Raw genomic sequence first — 13,847 nt, 5'->3', positions numbered from 1 at the left:
CGCGTGTCAGGCGTCGGCGTGCTTGCCGCGGCGGGCCAGGTCGCGCAGGGCGTCGGCCGCGTAGACCACGAGGGCCACGAACGAGACCCCGGCGATCGAGCCACCGAGCCACAGGTCGTTGACCGTCGCATCCACGTAGGCCGCGCCGCGGGGCTGGTAGCCGACGGCGAACGGCGCCGCGACCAGCCAAAGGCCGCCGAGGAACAGCAGAACCAGGGCGGAGACGCCCAGCTTGGCCCTCATCGGGTCTCCTCCAGTCCGACCAGGGTGGGCTTGCCGTTGCGGCGGTGCTCCCCGGTGTTCAGGTCCTCGCGCAGCGCCTCGACGAGCGGGGCCAGCAGGGTGGCCAGCTCGGCGGAGGACGCCTGCGGAGCGGCGGGGGCCGGCACGGGCTCGGGCTCCGGCTCGGCCCGGCGCGGCTTCGGGACCACCAGGCCGCGTACGACCAGCTCCTCGTGGATGGCCAGTGCGAAGGAGATCGCACCCGCGAGCCCCACCACGGCCACGCCGAGGCCGGTGAAGAACTCGGACTGGGTGGCGTTCGTCCAGTCGGCGCTCTCCGGCTGGGTGCCGAGGGCGAAGGGGGCGATCATCAGCCACAACCCGGCGAGGACCGCCAGGGCTGCCGCGACGGCGCCCACGAACTTGCGAATCATTGTGAGATTCCTCCTGTGACGAGGTCTTTCTGGGGCGGCGCCGCCTGTGCGATCAGGGCGCGTGAGGTGGGCCGCAGGATGTCCTGCGCGACCGCCCTGGCCCGCTCGCGCTCGGAGCGGCCGTCCGGCGGCGCCATCTTGGCCACCGCGGTGAGCAGGGCGGAGGGCCGGCCGTTGACCCGTTCGACGCGCTGGGCGATGAGCTCCAGCAGCAGCCCGGCCAGGACCAGGTCGTCCTTGCTGAGGGGTTTGGGCTCGGGGGTGGCGGGCCCGGTCGAGCCGCGCAGCGGCAACTCCTTGAGGAAGAGCGTGGCCAAGAAGCCCAGGAGCGCGATGGGCACGCCCACCATGAACACCGTCTCCAGGCCCCGCGTGAACGACTCCAGCACGATGTTCTTGATCGGCTCGGGAAGCTGCTGGATGGCGCCGGGGCTGCCGAGCTTGAAGTCGCCGCCGCCGGGCAGCTTGATGCCCGCGGCCGTGGCCTGCTCGATCAGCTCGCTCATGAGCCGGTTCGTCAGGATCGCGCCGAACGCGGCCACGCCGACGGCGCCGCCCAGAGAGCGGAAGAAGGACACGCCCGACGTCGTGGACGCCATGTCGTGCGGCTCGGAGCCGTTCTGCGCGGCCAGGATGAGCATCTGCATCGACAGGCCGAGCCCGACGCCCAGCACCGCCACGTCGAACCCGATGAGCCACTCGCTGGAGTCCACGTGCAACCGTGACAGCAGGAGCAGCCCGATCGCCACGATCAGCAGGCCCGCGACCGGGAAGATCTTCCACTTGCCGGTGTTGGTGACGATCTTGCCGGAGATCACACCGGCCAGGAACAGCGCCACCACCATGGGCAGCGTCATCAGCCCCGAGTTGGTCGGGCTGAGCCCCTTGACGATCTGCAGGTACTGCGGCAGGTAGATCATCGCGCCGAACATCGCCATGCCGACGAACAGTGAGGCGATGCTGGTGAGCACGAACGTACGGTTGCGGAACAGGCGCGGCGGCAGGATCGGGTTGCGCGCGGTCCGCTCCGACAGCACCGCCAGGGCCAGCATGAGCAGGCTGAGCGCGCCCAGCAGGTACGTCCAGACGGAGTTCCACTCGAACTCGTTGCCCCCGAGCGTCAGCAGCAGCATGAGCGAGCTCGCGCTGGCCGTGATCGTGGTGGCGCCCCAGATGTCGATCGAGGTGCTCCGCCGGATCCTCGGCAGTTTCAGCACCTTCTGGATCACGATGAAGGACACCAGCGCGAACGGCACGACCACGTAGAAGCACCAGCGCCAGCCCAGCCAGTCGGCGTCCACGATGAACCCGCCCAGCAGCGGCCCCGCCACCGTGGAGATCCCGAATACGGCCCCCATGTAACCCGAGTAACGGCCACGCTCACGCGGCGAGACGATGTCCCCCAGGATCACCTGCGCGAGCGCCGACAGACCACCCACACCCAGGCCCTGTACGGCACGCGCCGCGATGAGCTGTCCGATGTCCTGGGAGAGCCCCGCCACCAGCGACGCCGCGACGAACAGCCCCAGAGCGGTCTGGAAGAGCAGCTTGCGTCCGAACAGGTCGGACAGCTTGCCCCACAACGGTGTGGACACCGTCATCGTCAGCATGGTCGCGCTCGCGACCCATGAGTACTGATCCTGACCGCCGAGTTCTCCCACGATCGTCGGCAGCGCGGTGCCCACCACGGAGGTCGAGATCATCGACGTGAGCATCGCGAGCATGAGCCCGGACATGACCTCGAGGATTTCGCGGTGGGAGTAGTGCTGCTTCGCGGGGGATTCGGCCTGAGCCTGGGCTACCAAGACACCACATCCCCTTCTTGCAGTTTTATCCGAATTGAGTATACGCATGTTTACTAGCCGCGCGGCAAGCGGGGGTTCTTTCAGTAGAGTGCGGGCATGAGTCCCCAGGTGACTGAGGCCAGGCCGCGCGACCGAGAGGCCACCCGGGAGCGGATCCTGCGCGCCGCCCGCGAGCTGTTCGGCGAACAGGGCTACGAGCAGGTGACCGTGCGCATGATCGCCGCCGCGGCGGAGGCCAACATCGCCCTGGTCGGCCGCTATTTCGGCTCCAAGGCCGGTCTGTTCGGCGCGGTCCTGCAAGGCGAGCCGACCTTCAGCGCCCTGTTCGAGGGCGACCCCGCGACCCTGCCGCGCCGGCTGGCCGAATACGCGGCCGAGCGCATGGAGCATCCGCCGGAGAGCCCGATCCTGCGCACGCTGGAGCGCTCCGCCCGCCATCCCGAGGTGCAGGCGGTGGCCCGCGAGCGCCTGCTCACGGCGGTGCTGCAACCGCTGGAGGCCGAGCTGGCCGGTCCCGACGCGCACGCGCGGGCCCGCATGGCCACCTCGGTCTTCCTCGGCATCGGCGCCATGCGCCGCCGGATCGGCCCCGAGACGCCCACTCCCGCCGACATCGACCGGCTGACCGCCGTCTTCGAGGCCTGCCTGGCCGAGTGAAACTTTCACCGCCGATGGCGGTCCTGGCCTGCGGTGACGCCTTGGAGATCGACCCGATGTCTTTGAGGCGGTGGCAATGCCTCCCTACCATCCGGAGTGCTGGTGGGAGCGCTCCCACATGACGGATGGAGCTAATCACATGGATCGCAGAAGGCCCCTGTTGGCGGTGCTCCTCGCGGCGGCCGCCACGGCCGCGGCAGGGGCGGTCGTCCTGTCCTCGTCCACCGCCCAGGCCGCCGACTCCGCTTTCTACGTGGATCCGCAGACCAACGCCGCCAAGTGGGTGGCCGCCAACCCGAACGACAGCCGTACCGCGGTCATCAGGGACCGGGTCGCCGCCGTGCCGCAGGGGCGGTGGTTCGCGACGTACAACCCCTCGACCGTACGGAGTCAGGTCGACGCGTACGTCGGCGCCGCCGCCACGGCCGGCAAGATCCCGATCATGGCCGTGTACGCCATGCCCAACCGCGACTGCGGCGGCGCGAGCGCCGGAGGGGCGCCCGACCACACGGCCTACCGCGCCTGGATCGACCAGATCGCCGCCGGTCTCGGCGGGCGGCCGGCCTCGATCGTCCTGGAGCCCGACGCGCTGGCGATCATGTCGAACTGCATGAACTCCGCTGAGCAGGCCGAGGTCAGGGCGTCCATGGCCTACGCGGGCAAGCGGTTCAGGGCGACCTCGTCGCAGGTCAAGGTCTATTTCGACATCGGGCACGACGCCTGGCTGTCCGCTTCGGAGGCGGCCTCGCGGCTGACCGGCTCGGACGTGGCCAACAGCGCCGACGGCATCGCGGTCAACACCTCCAACTACCGCTCGACGCCGGGGCTGGTGTCGTACGCGAAGAGCATCATCGCCGCGACCGGCGTGTCCAGGCTGAAGGCGGTCATCGACACCAGCCGCAACGGCAACGGGCCGGCCGGGAGCGAGTGGTGCGACCCCGCGGGCCGCGCCACAGGCACCTGGAGCACCACGAACACGGGTGACTCGGCCATCGACGCCTTCCTCTGGGTCAAGCCGCCGGGCGAGGCGGACGGCTGCATCGCGGGAGCGGGCCAGTTCGTGCCGCAGCGGGCGTACGACCTGGCCGTCGCGGCGCCCCAGCCGACCGTCACGCCCACGGTGACCCCTACGGTCACCCCCACTGTCACCCCCACCGCCGGCCCCTCCGGATGCACCGCCGCGTACAAGGTCACCAGTGAGTGGCAGGGCGGGTTCCAGGGTGAGATCACGGTGAGGAACACCGGCTCGTCCTCGATCGGCGGCTGGAGGGTCGGCTGGACGTTGCCGGGCGGGCAGACGATCGCGCAGCTCTGGAACGGCACCCTGACCGGCAACAGCGGCGCCGTCTCCGTCACGAACGTCGGCTGGAACGGCAACGTCGCCGCGGGCGCGACGGCCGCGTTCGGCTTCCTCGTCAACCACAGCGGCCAGAACGGCGCCCCGTCCGCGCTCACCTGTACCGCCTCCTGAGCCCCTGGCAGAGCCTCGGCGGGGGCTCTGCCAGGAAATAACGGCGCATTCGCGACTGTTGCACAGAGCCAGGTCACACCCTTCGCGAAAGGCGCGTACTCATGGCTCTGCCGCTGTCCATCCTTGATCTGGCGCACATCGGCGAGGGCGAGACGGCGGCCGACAGCTTCGCCGCCAGCGTCGCCCTGGCGCAGCGCGCCGAGGAGCTGGGATACCGGCGGGTCTGGTACGCCGAGCACCACAACATGCCGAGCATCGCCTCCTCGGCGACCAGCGTCCTGATCGCCCACGTGGCCGCCCACACCCGGACGATCCGGCTCGGGGCGGGCGGGGTCATGCTGCCCAACCACGCCCCGCTGACCATCGCCGAGCAGTTCGGCACGCTGGAGACCCTCCACCCGGGGCGCATCGACCTCGGCCTCGGCCGCGCGCCCGGCAGTGACCAGCAGACGATGCGGGCCCTGCGCCGCAACCCGGCGTCCGCGGACGCGTTCCCGCAGGACGTGCTGGAGCTGCAGGGATACCTGGCCGGCGAGTCGCGCATCCCGGGTGTGGACGCCACGCCGGGCAAGGGCACGAACGTGCCGCTGTACATCCTCGGGTCCTCCCTGTTCGGCGCGCAGCTCGCCGCCATGCTCGGGCTCCCGTACGCGTTCGCCTCCCACTTCGCGCCCACCGCGCTGGAGGAGGCCGTGGCGGTCTACCGGCGCGAGTTCAAGCCGTCGGCGCAGCTCGGCGAGCCCTACGTCATCGCCGCGCTCAACGTGATCGCGGCCGAGACGACGGAGGAGGCCGAGGAGCAGTTCCTGGCCTCGAAGCGGCTGCGGGTGAGCAGGTTCCTCGGGCGGGGGCGCACGTTCACGCAGGAGGAGGCCGACATGATCCTCGAGTCCCCGGCGGGGCAGCAGATCGTGCAGATGGCCAGGTACTCGGCCGTCGGGGACCCGGGCGAGGTGAAGGCGTATGTGGACAGGTTCGCCGGGCACGCCCAGGCCGACGAGCTGATCGTGGCGTTCTCCGCGACCGACAGGAAGGCGTGGCTGCGCTCGGCCGAACTGCTGGCCGAGGCGCACGGCCTCTGACGGCCGGAGCGGGTGATGCCGCGACCCCGGCATCACCCGCCGCTCTTTCTAGTCCGCCACGAGGCGAGAGCGGTGACCCTCGTGCTCGCGCTGGCGCCGGACCACGTACGTGCCGGGTGCGCAGCCCGAGCCCCCGTGTTCGGGGTGCAGCAGGTAGACGACGGACGAGGCGTCGAAGACGCCGATGGCCAGGCCGTCGGAGTCCCACACTTGCCTGGTCCAGCGGCAGGTGCCCGGTTCGGCGACGAGCGCGTGCGGGTTGCCTCCGGCCGCGCCGCGCAGCAGCTCCACCCCCTCGGGCGGTACGCGCTCCCACGAGGCGTGGTCCCGGACCTGGACGGAGGCGGAGACGAAGGAGAGCGGGACGACGATGAGGTCGCCCTGGGCCTGCGGGCCGTCGATGACGGGGATCCGCATCGACTGCTCGAGGTGGTCGAGCACGGCGAGCCCGGTCTGTCTGGCGAGAGAAGCGAGGGTAACGGTCATGGGAATCACCTCAGGTTCTGCGTTGGAGTAGGGAGTACTGCGCGGCGGACAGCCCGTAGGTCCAGCCGGCGGCGTCGATCGGGTCGTCGAGGTGGCCCGGGACGGTGAGGCCGTACTGGCGGCGGTGTCCGTCGCGTTCGACCGAGCCGTTGACCGCGAGGAGCACTCTCGTGTTCCTGCGCATGTCGTAGAGCCGCAGCTCGAAGCCCGGATTGCCGGGGTCCGGCGCGGAGGAGACCAGCCGCAGCCCGGCCTGCTCGATGTAGGCCGCCCAGCCGAGGCGTTCGATCGCGCAGCGCCTGACCTCGACGTTGGGCTCGTTCGCGATGCGGTCGACGGACGGGTCGGTGATCACCCAGGAGGGCACCTGGGTGCCGTGCCAGGCGTGCAGGTCCCAGCCGTCGGCGTACCGGATCGCCGGGCCGTCGTGGTGGTGCAGCCGTACCTCGCCGTTGTCGTCGCACACCTCGGTGCGCAGGGCGACGGGCCGCTCGGAGACGACGCACACGTGCTCGCTGGGCCACCACCAGTGGCACGACGCGGCCACGGCCGCCCACAGGTCGAGCTGACGCCGCTGCTCGGCCGCGAAGACCACGCCGGCGGCGCGGCGCAGGGCGTCGTAGCGGGCGATCCAGGAGACGAACTGGACGTTGTACCAGGTGGGGAGACTTCGGTCGGCGGAGGAGTGCGCCTGCCGCAGCGGCGGGAGCAGGGCACTGCCGACCGACCGCTGGAGCGGGAAGAGCACCATCTGGTGGATGAGCTGGTAGAGCGGCTGCTGCGCCCACCTGACCTGGCTGTCCAGGTGACGGCACAGCTCGGTCTTGAGCGAGGCGAAGCGGGCCGGCAGCGGCCACTCGGCCACGCGTTCCGGAGCGGCCCGTGACCCCGGCGGTACGGTCGCCAGGGCCGTGAGCGGAGACGAGACCCAGTGGAAACGGGGTGGGGACAGCCCGATCAGGCCGTAGATCCCGGAGATGGCGGCCTCTGCGGCCGGACGGTCGGTGGGCAGCGTCGACAACGCCCGGCCCAGCCACTGTTCGCGGATGTCGGCAGCTTCCCGCTGCACGAGAACGCTCACCAGATGAGGGTGGCGTCGTCCTTTCTCACGATCATGTCGGAAATAGTGACAGATGGGCGCCGCCGGTGTCCACTACTCCAGCGGTGGGTGCCGGAGCTGGTACGGGCCCGTGGTCTCCGAGGCGGGGGCGGGGGACAGCCCCGCCGCGGTGAGCTGGGTCCGCAGCGTGACCACCGTCCGTTCCAGGGCCCTGATCTGGGCCTGGAGCCGGTTGATCTGGTCGCGCATCGCCGTGGAGGCGGTCTGCTCGGTGGCCAGATCGGCGTCCACCTGCGCCGCCTGGCCCTGCATCCGGTTGAGTTGCTTCTCCATCTGGCTCAGCGCGTCCTCGTAGATCGTCTTGGCCCGGAGGAAGGCTTCGGCGTCCACTTTGGAACGTTCCATCTCGGCTTGTCGCTCAGCCTGGACCAGCGCGGTCTGCTGCGTCTTCTTGTTCGCGTCGGTCGCGGAGCGGAAGGCGAGGTAGGCCACGGCGAGTGGGACGGCCCCGGTGCCGATCTGGATGAGAACCTCAGTAAGGGTCGACATCACTGCCTCCCACGAGCCGGATCACGCCGGTGTAGGCGATGCCTTCGTCGCTGTGCCAGGCGTTGATCGTCAGTGCGATGGGGAACTCGCTGCCGTCGCGGCGCAGGCCGACCAGCGGAATGATCCGGCCGGCCAGCTTGGAGCGGCTGGAGGTGCGTACCCGGCCCAGCCCGGCGGAGTGCTGGTCGCGGAAGCGCTGGGGCATCAGCATGGTCAGCGGGCGGCCGACCGCCTCCTCGGTGCTCCAGCCGAACAGGGCGGCGGCCTGGGGGTTCCACGACTGGATGATCCCGGCGGCGTCGGCCACCACGACGGCCGTCGTTCCCATGGGCTGGGCGCTCGGCAGGGGGTCGACGGTGACGGCCTCCGGCCAGGTGGCGATCAGGGCGATCCAGCCGCCGAACGCCAGCCACACCGCGCCGCCGACCCAGCCGCGCGGATTCTCGCCGGTGAAGGTGGACACGAGGTAGACCAGGCCGTACAGCAGGAGCAGGGCCGTGGCCGCGGCGAAGGCCATCCGGTCTGAGCGCATGAACATCTGCACCAGGCACAGGACGCCCGTGACGCACCAGACCACCGCCCAGACGGTTAAGGGGGCGACGGCGGCGAGAGTGGTGTATCCCGGGGCGGCCCGCTGGGTGGCGGGCGCGAACTCCAGGGACGCGGCGATGACGAGGCACAGCAGGCCGACGAAGGCCAGGGACGCGCCCCGGCGGCCGATGCGGTGCAGGACGCGGGTGATGGCGCGGCGGAGGAAGGCCGCAGCGGCAACGTCTCCGTTACTCACGGTCGCAAGATTAATGCATATAGTGAGCTTTTGAGAGGAGATCGCGATTCTCGGACGGGAATTCAGGGAAAGATCTTGATCGCCTCGTCCGGAGTGTTGTGGCATCGTTCCCATGCGGAGTCGGGTGTCTCCGGACAGGATGGCGTCGCGGCCTGGACCGGTCTGGGACCAGCTCGTTAGAGTGACGACATGACTACTGTGAGCTACGACGTCGACACGCTCCGTACGGCCTACCCGGACTGGTCGTTCTTCTTCAGTGACGAAGGCGTGCTCTACGCGACCAGGCGCGGCGTCCGGCTCAAGGACGCCGAGATCCACAAGGGGCTTCACCAAACGGTGAGCGCGAACGACATCGCCACGGTCGTCGACCTGCTGGAGGATCAGCAGCGGGTGGCATCGATGTCATAGGCGCGAGCCCACGACCTCACGCCAGTGGCGCGATGCGCGGCCCACGAGGCGGTGCTCGGGCTGCCGGCGCCTCTCTTGGTGGCATGCGGCCGCCATAGTACGTTGCTCGCATGCCGAGACCTCGGAACGCGGGCTGGGCAACCGCCCTCCTACGGTCGGCCGTCGTGGGGTTGTGCATTGCCGGGACACCTGGCACGTCGGTCGCGTACGCATCGGATTCGTCCACGTCGGCCAATCCCGTCGTCGTCTGGGACAGGAACGCGCAGACGGCGATCTGGGACGTCGCCGGCCAGCAACCGCAGGTCCAAGCGCGTAGCTTCGCGATGGTGCACGGGGCCGTCTACGACGCGGTGAACGCGATCGCCGGCACGCCGTACCAGCCGTACCTGATCGCACCCGCCGCCAGAGGCACCGAGTCGACCGGCGCGGCCGTCGCGACCGCGGCCTTCCGCGTGCTGAGCTCGCTGTTCCCCGATCAGCAGGCGAGGCTGACGGCCCAGTACGACGACTCGCTGGCCGAGATCCCCGACGGTGAGGCCAAGCGGCGCGGAATCGCCGTCGGCGCGAGGACCGCCGCCGCGATGATCACCGCCCGGCGCGACGACGGCGCCTTCGGCGATCAGACCTGGACCATCGGCAGCGGGCCCGGTCAATGGCGCCCGACCCCTCCGACGTTCGCCTCCGACGGAGCCTGGGTCGGTCACCTCAAACCGTTCCTCATCCCGAGCGCCTCCATGTTCCGCACGTCCGGGCCGCCCTCGCTCACCAGCGACCGTTACGCCAGGGACATCAACGAGATCAAGGAGATCGGCTCGGCGGCCAGCACGACCAGGACGGCCGACCAGACGCAGGCCGCGATCTGGTGGCATGACCGGCACCTGGCCGAATGGGAGATCAAGCGGCAACTCGCGACCACCCAGCGGCTGAACGCGCTGCAGGCGGCGCGGATGTTCGCGATGGTCGACCTGGCCGAGGCCGACGCCACCACCGCCTGCTTCAACGAGAAGGCGGCGTGGCACTTCTGGCGGCCGGTCACCGCGATCCAGCAGGCCGACACCGACGGCAACCCGAAGACGACGGCCGACCCCGCCTGGATGCCGCTCCTCGTCACCCCGCCGCACCCCGACTACACCTCCGGCCACACCTGCTTCACCGGGGCGAGCATGTCGGCGCTGGCGTACTTCTTCGGCCGGGACGACCTGTCGTTCAGCGGGTTCAGCCCTGCCTCGGGGACGAGGAGGTATTTCCACGGCTTCTCGCAGGCGCTGGCCGAGGTGGTCAACGCGCGGGTCTGGGGCGGCATCCACACGCGCACGGCCGACGTGCAGGGCGCGAAGATCGGCAAGCAGGTCACCCGGCACGTGGTGACGCACTATTTCCGGCCGAGGCGGTGACCCCTCAGCCGCGGGACCGGCCGGTGGGCGGCTGGATGCGCACGCGCTCCTGCTCAGGGCGGCTGTCGAGGTCGTCGAGCTGGTCGACGATCGTCGTCCGCAGGTCGTCGTAGTCTTCGAAGGAGTAGTCGTTGAACAGGGTGTAGCCCGTCCACATCAGGTTGGCGCACACCTGCGCCGGCACCTTGCCCGTGGCCGCGCCCATGCCGACCAGCGCCACCGACCGGATGCCGCCCGGCTCCAGAGCGTTCTGCATGTGGATCGCCTGGAACGCCGCCGCGCAGGCCAGGGCCACGTTGAGGGTCTCGCTCACGTTCTGCACCGAGTGGACCATCGTCGGCGTCGAGATCAGGAACTTCGGGTTGGTCGCCCCGGACGGCACGCACACCGCGCTGCCCACCGGCAGCGACCCCTCGAACCGGTCGCGGATCGCCCGCTGGACGCGGAGCTGGATGCCCGCCCCGAGGTGCCGTTTGATGACCCCGTCGACGCCGCCGTCCATCCGGCCGCGGGAGTTGGTCGGGCTGACCCAGGCGTCGACCTGCTGGTCGAGGATCGACCCCTTGTGGATCTCGACCTCGGGGGTGTCGGCGAACGCCGCCAGCCATTCGTGCACCACCTTCGCGTTGGTGTCGACCAGGACCACCTTGAGCTGGGGTTTCACGGGTTTGACGGTCATGGCTCACTCCATGCGAAGGGGGGACGGTGCCGGTGGAGAAGAAGGTATCGCGCCACACCGACAAAACAGATCATGGTTTCCGCGTTGACATCGCACTCGGGATCTTCACACGGCACAATTCCCCCACCTTCATCCCTCGCCGACCCAGGAGCCCACGATGAGCGACGCCTCCACTCCGCCCGACCCGAACGACCCGCTGGCCCTGGCCGAGCTCTTCACGGGCGGTGGTGAGCCGTGGCTGCCGCTGCTGAAGCCGGTCATCGAGGCGCAGCCGGCCGGGGCCACGTTCATCGGCCCGGGGCGCGGCCCGCAGGTGGTGCCCGTACGGGAGCTGACCTTCCAGGCGCTCAAGCCGAACCCGCCGCACAAGTGGAAGGTCGTCGTCTTCGGGCAGAACCCGTACCCGCGGGCCGAGAGCGCCACCGGCATCGCGATGTTCGACAACACCTTCCACGACTGGGCCGACAGCCAGTTCGGCAAGGTCATCAGCATCCGCTGCATCATCAAGGCGGCGGCGATGTGGAAGCACGGGATCCCCAAGAAGACGCCGATCGCCGATATCCGCGCGCTGCTGAAGGAGCACGACACCGTACAGCCGCCGGAGTGGTTCCAGGCGATGCTCACGCAGGGCGTGCTGCTCCTGAACGCCTCCCTCACCGCCAGCGCCGACGGCGCGATGGCCACCGACCAGCACACCACGTTCTGGCGGCCGGTCGTGGAGAAGCTGGTCGAAGAGATCCTGCGGGCCAAGCAGGACGCCGAGGACGAGCAGGATCGGGGCGTGGTGTTCGCCTGGTGGGGGGTGCACGCGCGCAGCCTGAAGGAGGTCGTGCTCAGGCTGCAGAAGAAGTACCCCGGGGTGGAGGTACGCCACATCGACCACCCCAACCCCGCGGCGCAGGGCGACATCTTCTGCGACGGGACCCACTTCGCCGACGTCAACGCGGCACTCGACGCGCTCGGGGCCGACGAGATCGACTGGCTGCCCAGCAAGGGATGGAACCGGCTCGCCGCGCAGACCGGCGGCCCCGACGCGGACACCGCCGACCGCATGGGGGCGTTCATCGCCTCCACGATGGAGCTGCACAAGCTCTACCTGGAACGGCTCGCCAGCGTCAAGGACGAGGGGCTCGAGCTTCCGGCGATCACCGGGGTGTTCACGACCCCGCTCATGGACTTCCGCGAGGCCGTCGGCCCGGTGGCCAGGCTGCTGTCGGGTCTCGACTGGCACATGGAGCAGTCGTACCGGTTCGGTGAGAAGCAGTCGGGCGACGGCGCCGCCCTGTCCGCCGACGAGATCGCGGCCCTTTACCTCTACACCTGCGAGTCGGCGTTCTACCGGCAGATCAACGCCACCCTGCGCAACCCCGACCGCAGCCGGATCGTCCCGTACCTGCCGTACCTGCGCCTGCTGTTCTCGGCCGTCTCCCACCTGCCGGCCCGCAAGGAGCCGCTGTGGCGCGGGGTGTCGCTGGACCTGCGCGCCCAGTATCCGCTCGGCCGGACGGTGACGTGGTGGGGCGTGTCGTCGTGTACGTCGAAGCTGAGCGTCGCCCAGGCCTTCCTCGGCCGCCGCGGCAAGCGGACGCTCTTCGAGGTGCATCCCGCTCGGGCGGTCGGGATTCGCAGCTTCTCGGCGTTCACCGGCGAGGAGGAGTTCATCCTCACCCCCGGCACGCAGCTCAAGGTGACCGACGTGCGGGCCGAGCGCGGTGGCCTGTGCACGGTGACGCTGACGGAGCTGGCCGAGCAGAGCCTGGTGGCGTAAGGGAGCCGTCTCCGCCCCTCTGCTCGTATCCGCGAAGGGGCGGAGGCACGTCGTGAGAGCTCGCGGGATCTCGAGCCCGACGCCGCCGGGTCAGGGCAGAGCCGGTACGACCGGCGGGGAGTCGGTCCAGCCGACCTCGATCATCGTCTCGTGGGAGTCCTTGCCCGCGGTCGGCCTGCCGTCGGTCGAGAGCGTCCGGTGCTGCGACAGCAGCACCATCGCGCCGGTGTCGATGATCAGCCTGGTCTTGACCGAGGCCACGCTCTTCTTCTGGTTCATCGGCTCCTCGAGCAGGAGCGCGGTGCCGGATCTGCCGAGCGGGTCCTTCACGACGCCCTCGGACCGGACGCCCGGAGTCGTCAGCAACGCCTGGTACGCCGCGGCGCGGGCCGCCTTGGGGGCGGGAAGGTCGTGGAGGATCTGCGGCAGGGTGCCCGTGACCCACCTGCCGATGGACGATTCCGGGACCCTGCCCACCCGGGCCGCCCTCGTGAGCCAGTCCTTCAGGACCTTCGGGTCGGCGGGCAGCCTCTGGACCTCGTCGTACGTCAGCGACTGCCCGGCGAGCCGGAACGAGCTCACGTTCGGTACGGGGGCGACGCTGCCCTTGGAGGGTTCGGCGGACAGCTTCACGGTCTTGCCGTCGATCGACTCACTCCACTTGGCGGGGGAGCCGTCACGCTGCCACGCCTTCCTGTCCGCCGCGCTCTTCGGCAGTGTCCCGAGATCCCTGAACCCGACCCACGACTTGCCGTCGGGCCTGGTCCACCGCTCCATGACCTGCTGCTCGAGCAGCGCGTAGGGGTGTGAGCGGCTGCCGAACCGCCAGGGGTGAGGCTTCGTGTACACCACTCTGGTGTGCCAATAGGCGCCCTGTGGCTGATCCGCCGCGGCGGGCGCCGGCACACCCAGAAGAGTGGTGGCACCCACGGCCAGGCCGACGCCGATGGCGGTCAGCGGCCGAATCGGCGCGGTCGCGAACTTCATAGGTCTCCTCCACGGATACGAACTGACGACCTCCAATACGTCTGGGCCCCGGCGAACC

At 70.0% G+C, this 13,847-nt stretch carries 15 protein-coding genes; 6 read left to right on the top strand and 9 right to left on the bottom strand.

The window, feature by feature from the left end; all coding sequences use genetic code 11:
- Positions 1-6: 6 nt before the first annotated feature.
- Genes AB0I15_RS22675 through AB0I15_RS22665 form a run of 3 tightly spaced genes read right to left on the bottom strand, consistent with a single transcriptional unit; the run spans position 7 to position 2,461 of the window.
- Positions 7-243: a hypothetical protein gene (locus AB0I15_RS22675; RefSeq protein WP_358098668.1), complete on the bottom strand. Its 237-nt coding sequence runs from the start codon at positions 241-243 to the stop codon at positions 7-9.
- Entirely contained in the window at positions 240-656 is a 417-nt protein-coding gene (locus AB0I15_RS22670; RefSeq protein ID WP_358098665.1) for a hypothetical protein, read from the bottom strand. Before AB0I15_RS22670 ends, AB0I15_RS22675 begins: the two co-directional genes overlap by 4 nt.
- A complete protein-coding gene (locus AB0I15_RS22665) occupies positions 653-2,461 on the bottom strand; it encodes an MDR family MFS transporter (RefSeq protein ID WP_358098662.1) in 1,809 nt (602 codons plus the stop codon). The genes AB0I15_RS22670 and AB0I15_RS22665 overlap by 4 nt, the downstream gene beginning before the upstream one ends.
- 96 nt (positions 2,462-2,557) lie before the next feature.
- On the opposite strand from AB0I15_RS22665, the gene AB0I15_RS22660 reads away from it, so the two are divergent.
- The 3 genes from AB0I15_RS22660 to AB0I15_RS22650 all read left to right on the top strand — a co-directional run bounded on the left by AB0I15_RS22660 (position 2,558) and on the right by AB0I15_RS22650 (position 5,671).
- A complete protein-coding gene (locus AB0I15_RS22660; RefSeq protein ID WP_358098659.1) occupies positions 2,558-3,118 on the top strand; it encodes a TetR family transcriptional regulator in 561 nt (186 codons plus the stop codon).
- A gap of 139 nt (positions 3,119-3,257) precedes the next feature.
- A complete protein-coding gene (locus tag AB0I15_RS22655) occupies positions 3,258-4,589 on the top strand; it encodes a glycoside hydrolase family 6 protein (protein WP_358098656.1) in 1,332 nt (443 codons plus the stop codon).
- Between the two features lie 101 nt (positions 4,590-4,690).
- Positions 4,691-5,671 carry an LLM class flavin-dependent oxidoreductase gene (locus tag AB0I15_RS22650; RefSeq protein WP_358098653.1) on the top strand — a complete coding sequence of 327 codons (981 nt, stop codon included), beginning with the start codon at positions 4,691-4,693 and terminating at the stop codon, positions 5,669-5,671.
- Positions 5,672-5,719: 48 nt separating this feature from the next.
- Here AB0I15_RS22650 and AB0I15_RS22645 read toward each other — a convergent pair whose 3' ends face one another.
- The 4 genes from AB0I15_RS22645 to AB0I15_RS22630 all read right to left on the bottom strand — a co-directional run bounded on the left by AB0I15_RS22645 (position 5,720) and on the right by AB0I15_RS22630 (position 8,553).
- Complete coding sequence (locus AB0I15_RS22645) at positions 5,720-6,157, bottom strand: hypothetical protein (protein ID WP_358098650.1); 438 nt, start codon at positions 6,155-6,157, stop codon at positions 5,720-5,722.
- 10 nt (positions 6,158-6,167) lie between these two features.
- Positions 6,168-7,238, bottom strand: a complete 1,071-nt coding sequence (locus tag AB0I15_RS22640) for a DUF6745 domain-containing protein (protein ID WP_358098648.1) — start codon at positions 7,236-7,238, stop codon at positions 6,168-6,170.
- A 72-nt stretch (positions 7,239-7,310) separates the two neighbouring features.
- Positions 7,311-7,766: a hypothetical protein gene (locus AB0I15_RS22635; protein WP_358098645.1), complete on the bottom strand. Its 456-nt coding sequence runs from the start codon at positions 7,764-7,766 to the stop codon at positions 7,311-7,313.
- Complete coding sequence (locus AB0I15_RS22630) at positions 7,750-8,553, bottom strand: PAS domain S-box protein (protein WP_358098643.1); 804 nt, start codon at positions 8,551-8,553, stop codon at positions 7,750-7,752. Before AB0I15_RS22630 ends, AB0I15_RS22635 begins: the two co-directional genes overlap by 17 nt.
- 189 nt (positions 8,554-8,742) lie before the next feature.
- Here AB0I15_RS22630 and AB0I15_RS22625 point away from each other — a divergent pair, with 189 nt between their 5' ends.
- Both AB0I15_RS22625 and AB0I15_RS22620 read left to right on the top strand, forming a co-directional pair.
- Positions 8,743-8,961, top strand: coding sequence for a hypothetical protein (locus tag AB0I15_RS22625; protein WP_358098641.1), 219 nt, complete (start codon positions 8,743-8,745; stop codon positions 8,959-8,961).
- A gap of 164 nt (positions 8,962-9,125) precedes the next feature.
- Positions 9,126-10,355 carry a hypothetical protein gene (locus AB0I15_RS22620; RefSeq protein WP_358098638.1) on the top strand — a complete coding sequence of 410 codons (1,230 nt, stop codon included), beginning with the start codon at positions 9,126-9,128 and terminating at the stop codon, positions 10,353-10,355.
- Positions 10,356-10,359: 4 nt separating this feature from the next.
- Here the strand turns inward: AB0I15_RS22620 and AB0I15_RS22615 are convergent, their stop codons facing one another.
- A complete protein-coding gene (locus AB0I15_RS22615; protein WP_358098635.1) occupies positions 10,360-11,034 on the bottom strand; it encodes a macro domain-containing protein in 675 nt (224 codons plus the stop codon).
- Positions 11,035-11,191: 157 nt separating this feature from the next.
- On the opposite strand from AB0I15_RS22615, the gene AB0I15_RS22610 reads away from it, so the two are divergent.
- On the top strand, positions 11,192-12,802 hold the full coding sequence (locus AB0I15_RS22610; RefSeq protein WP_358098632.1) for an ADP-ribosyltransferase domain-containing protein: 1,611 nt from the start codon (positions 11,192-11,194) through the stop codon (positions 12,800-12,802).
- A 90-nt stretch (positions 12,803-12,892) separates the two neighbouring features.
- On the opposite strand, the gene AB0I15_RS22605 is transcribed toward AB0I15_RS22610, so the two are convergent.
- A complete protein-coding gene (locus tag AB0I15_RS22605) occupies positions 12,893-13,789 on the bottom strand; it encodes a hypothetical protein (protein ID WP_358098629.1) in 897 nt (298 codons plus the stop codon).
- Between the last annotated feature and the right edge of the window lie 58 nt (positions 13,790-13,847).

This window comes from Nonomuraea sp. NPDC050643 (assembly GCF_040654715.1).
GTDB lineage: Bacteria > Actinomycetota > Actinomycetes > Streptosporangiales > Streptosporangiaceae > Nonomuraea.
This window is presented reverse-complemented; position numbering and strand designations above follow the sequence as displayed.

Excerpts from the sequence above, each read along its gene's own strand:
- AB0I15_RS22645 (WP_358098650.1), bottom strand. The coding sequence starts at position 6,157 with ATGACCGTTACCCTCGCTTCTCTCGCCAGACAGACCGGGCTCGCCGTG.
- AB0I15_RS22670 (WP_358098665.1), bottom strand. The coding sequence starts at position 656 with ATGATTCGCAAGTTCGTGGGCGCCGTCGCGGCAGCCCTGGCGGTCCTC.
- AB0I15_RS22650 (WP_358098653.1), top strand. The coding sequence starts at position 4,691 with ATGGCTCTGCCGCTGTCCATCCTTGATCTGGCGCACATCGGCGAGGGC.
- AB0I15_RS22675 (WP_358098668.1), bottom strand. The coding sequence starts at position 243 with ATGAGGGCCAAGCTGGGCGTCTCCGCCCTGGTTCTGCTGTTCCTCGGC.
- AB0I15_RS22615 (WP_358098635.1), bottom strand. The coding sequence starts at position 11,034 with ATGACCGTCAAACCCGTGAAACCCCAGCTCAAGGTGGTCCTGGTCGAC.
- AB0I15_RS22625 (WP_358098641.1), top strand. The coding sequence starts at position 8,743 with ATGACTACTGTGAGCTACGACGTCGACACGCTCCGTACGGCCTACCCG.
- AB0I15_RS22635 (WP_358098645.1), bottom strand. The coding sequence starts at position 7,766 with ATGTCGACCCTTACTGAGGTTCTCATCCAGATCGGCACCGGGGCCGTC.
- AB0I15_RS22655 (WP_358098656.1), top strand. The coding sequence starts at position 3,258 with ATGGATCGCAGAAGGCCCCTGTTGGCGGTGCTCCTCGCGGCGGCCGCC.
- AB0I15_RS22660 (WP_358098659.1), top strand. The coding sequence starts at position 2,558 with ATGAGTCCCCAGGTGACTGAGGCCAGGCCGCGCGACCGAGAGGCCACC.
- AB0I15_RS22605 (WP_358098629.1), bottom strand. The coding sequence starts at position 13,789 with ATGAAGTTCGCGACCGCGCCGATTCGGCCGCTGACCGCCATCGGCGTC.
- AB0I15_RS22610 (WP_358098632.1), top strand. The coding sequence starts at position 11,192 with ATGAGCGACGCCTCCACTCCGCCCGACCCGAACGACCCGCTGGCCCTG.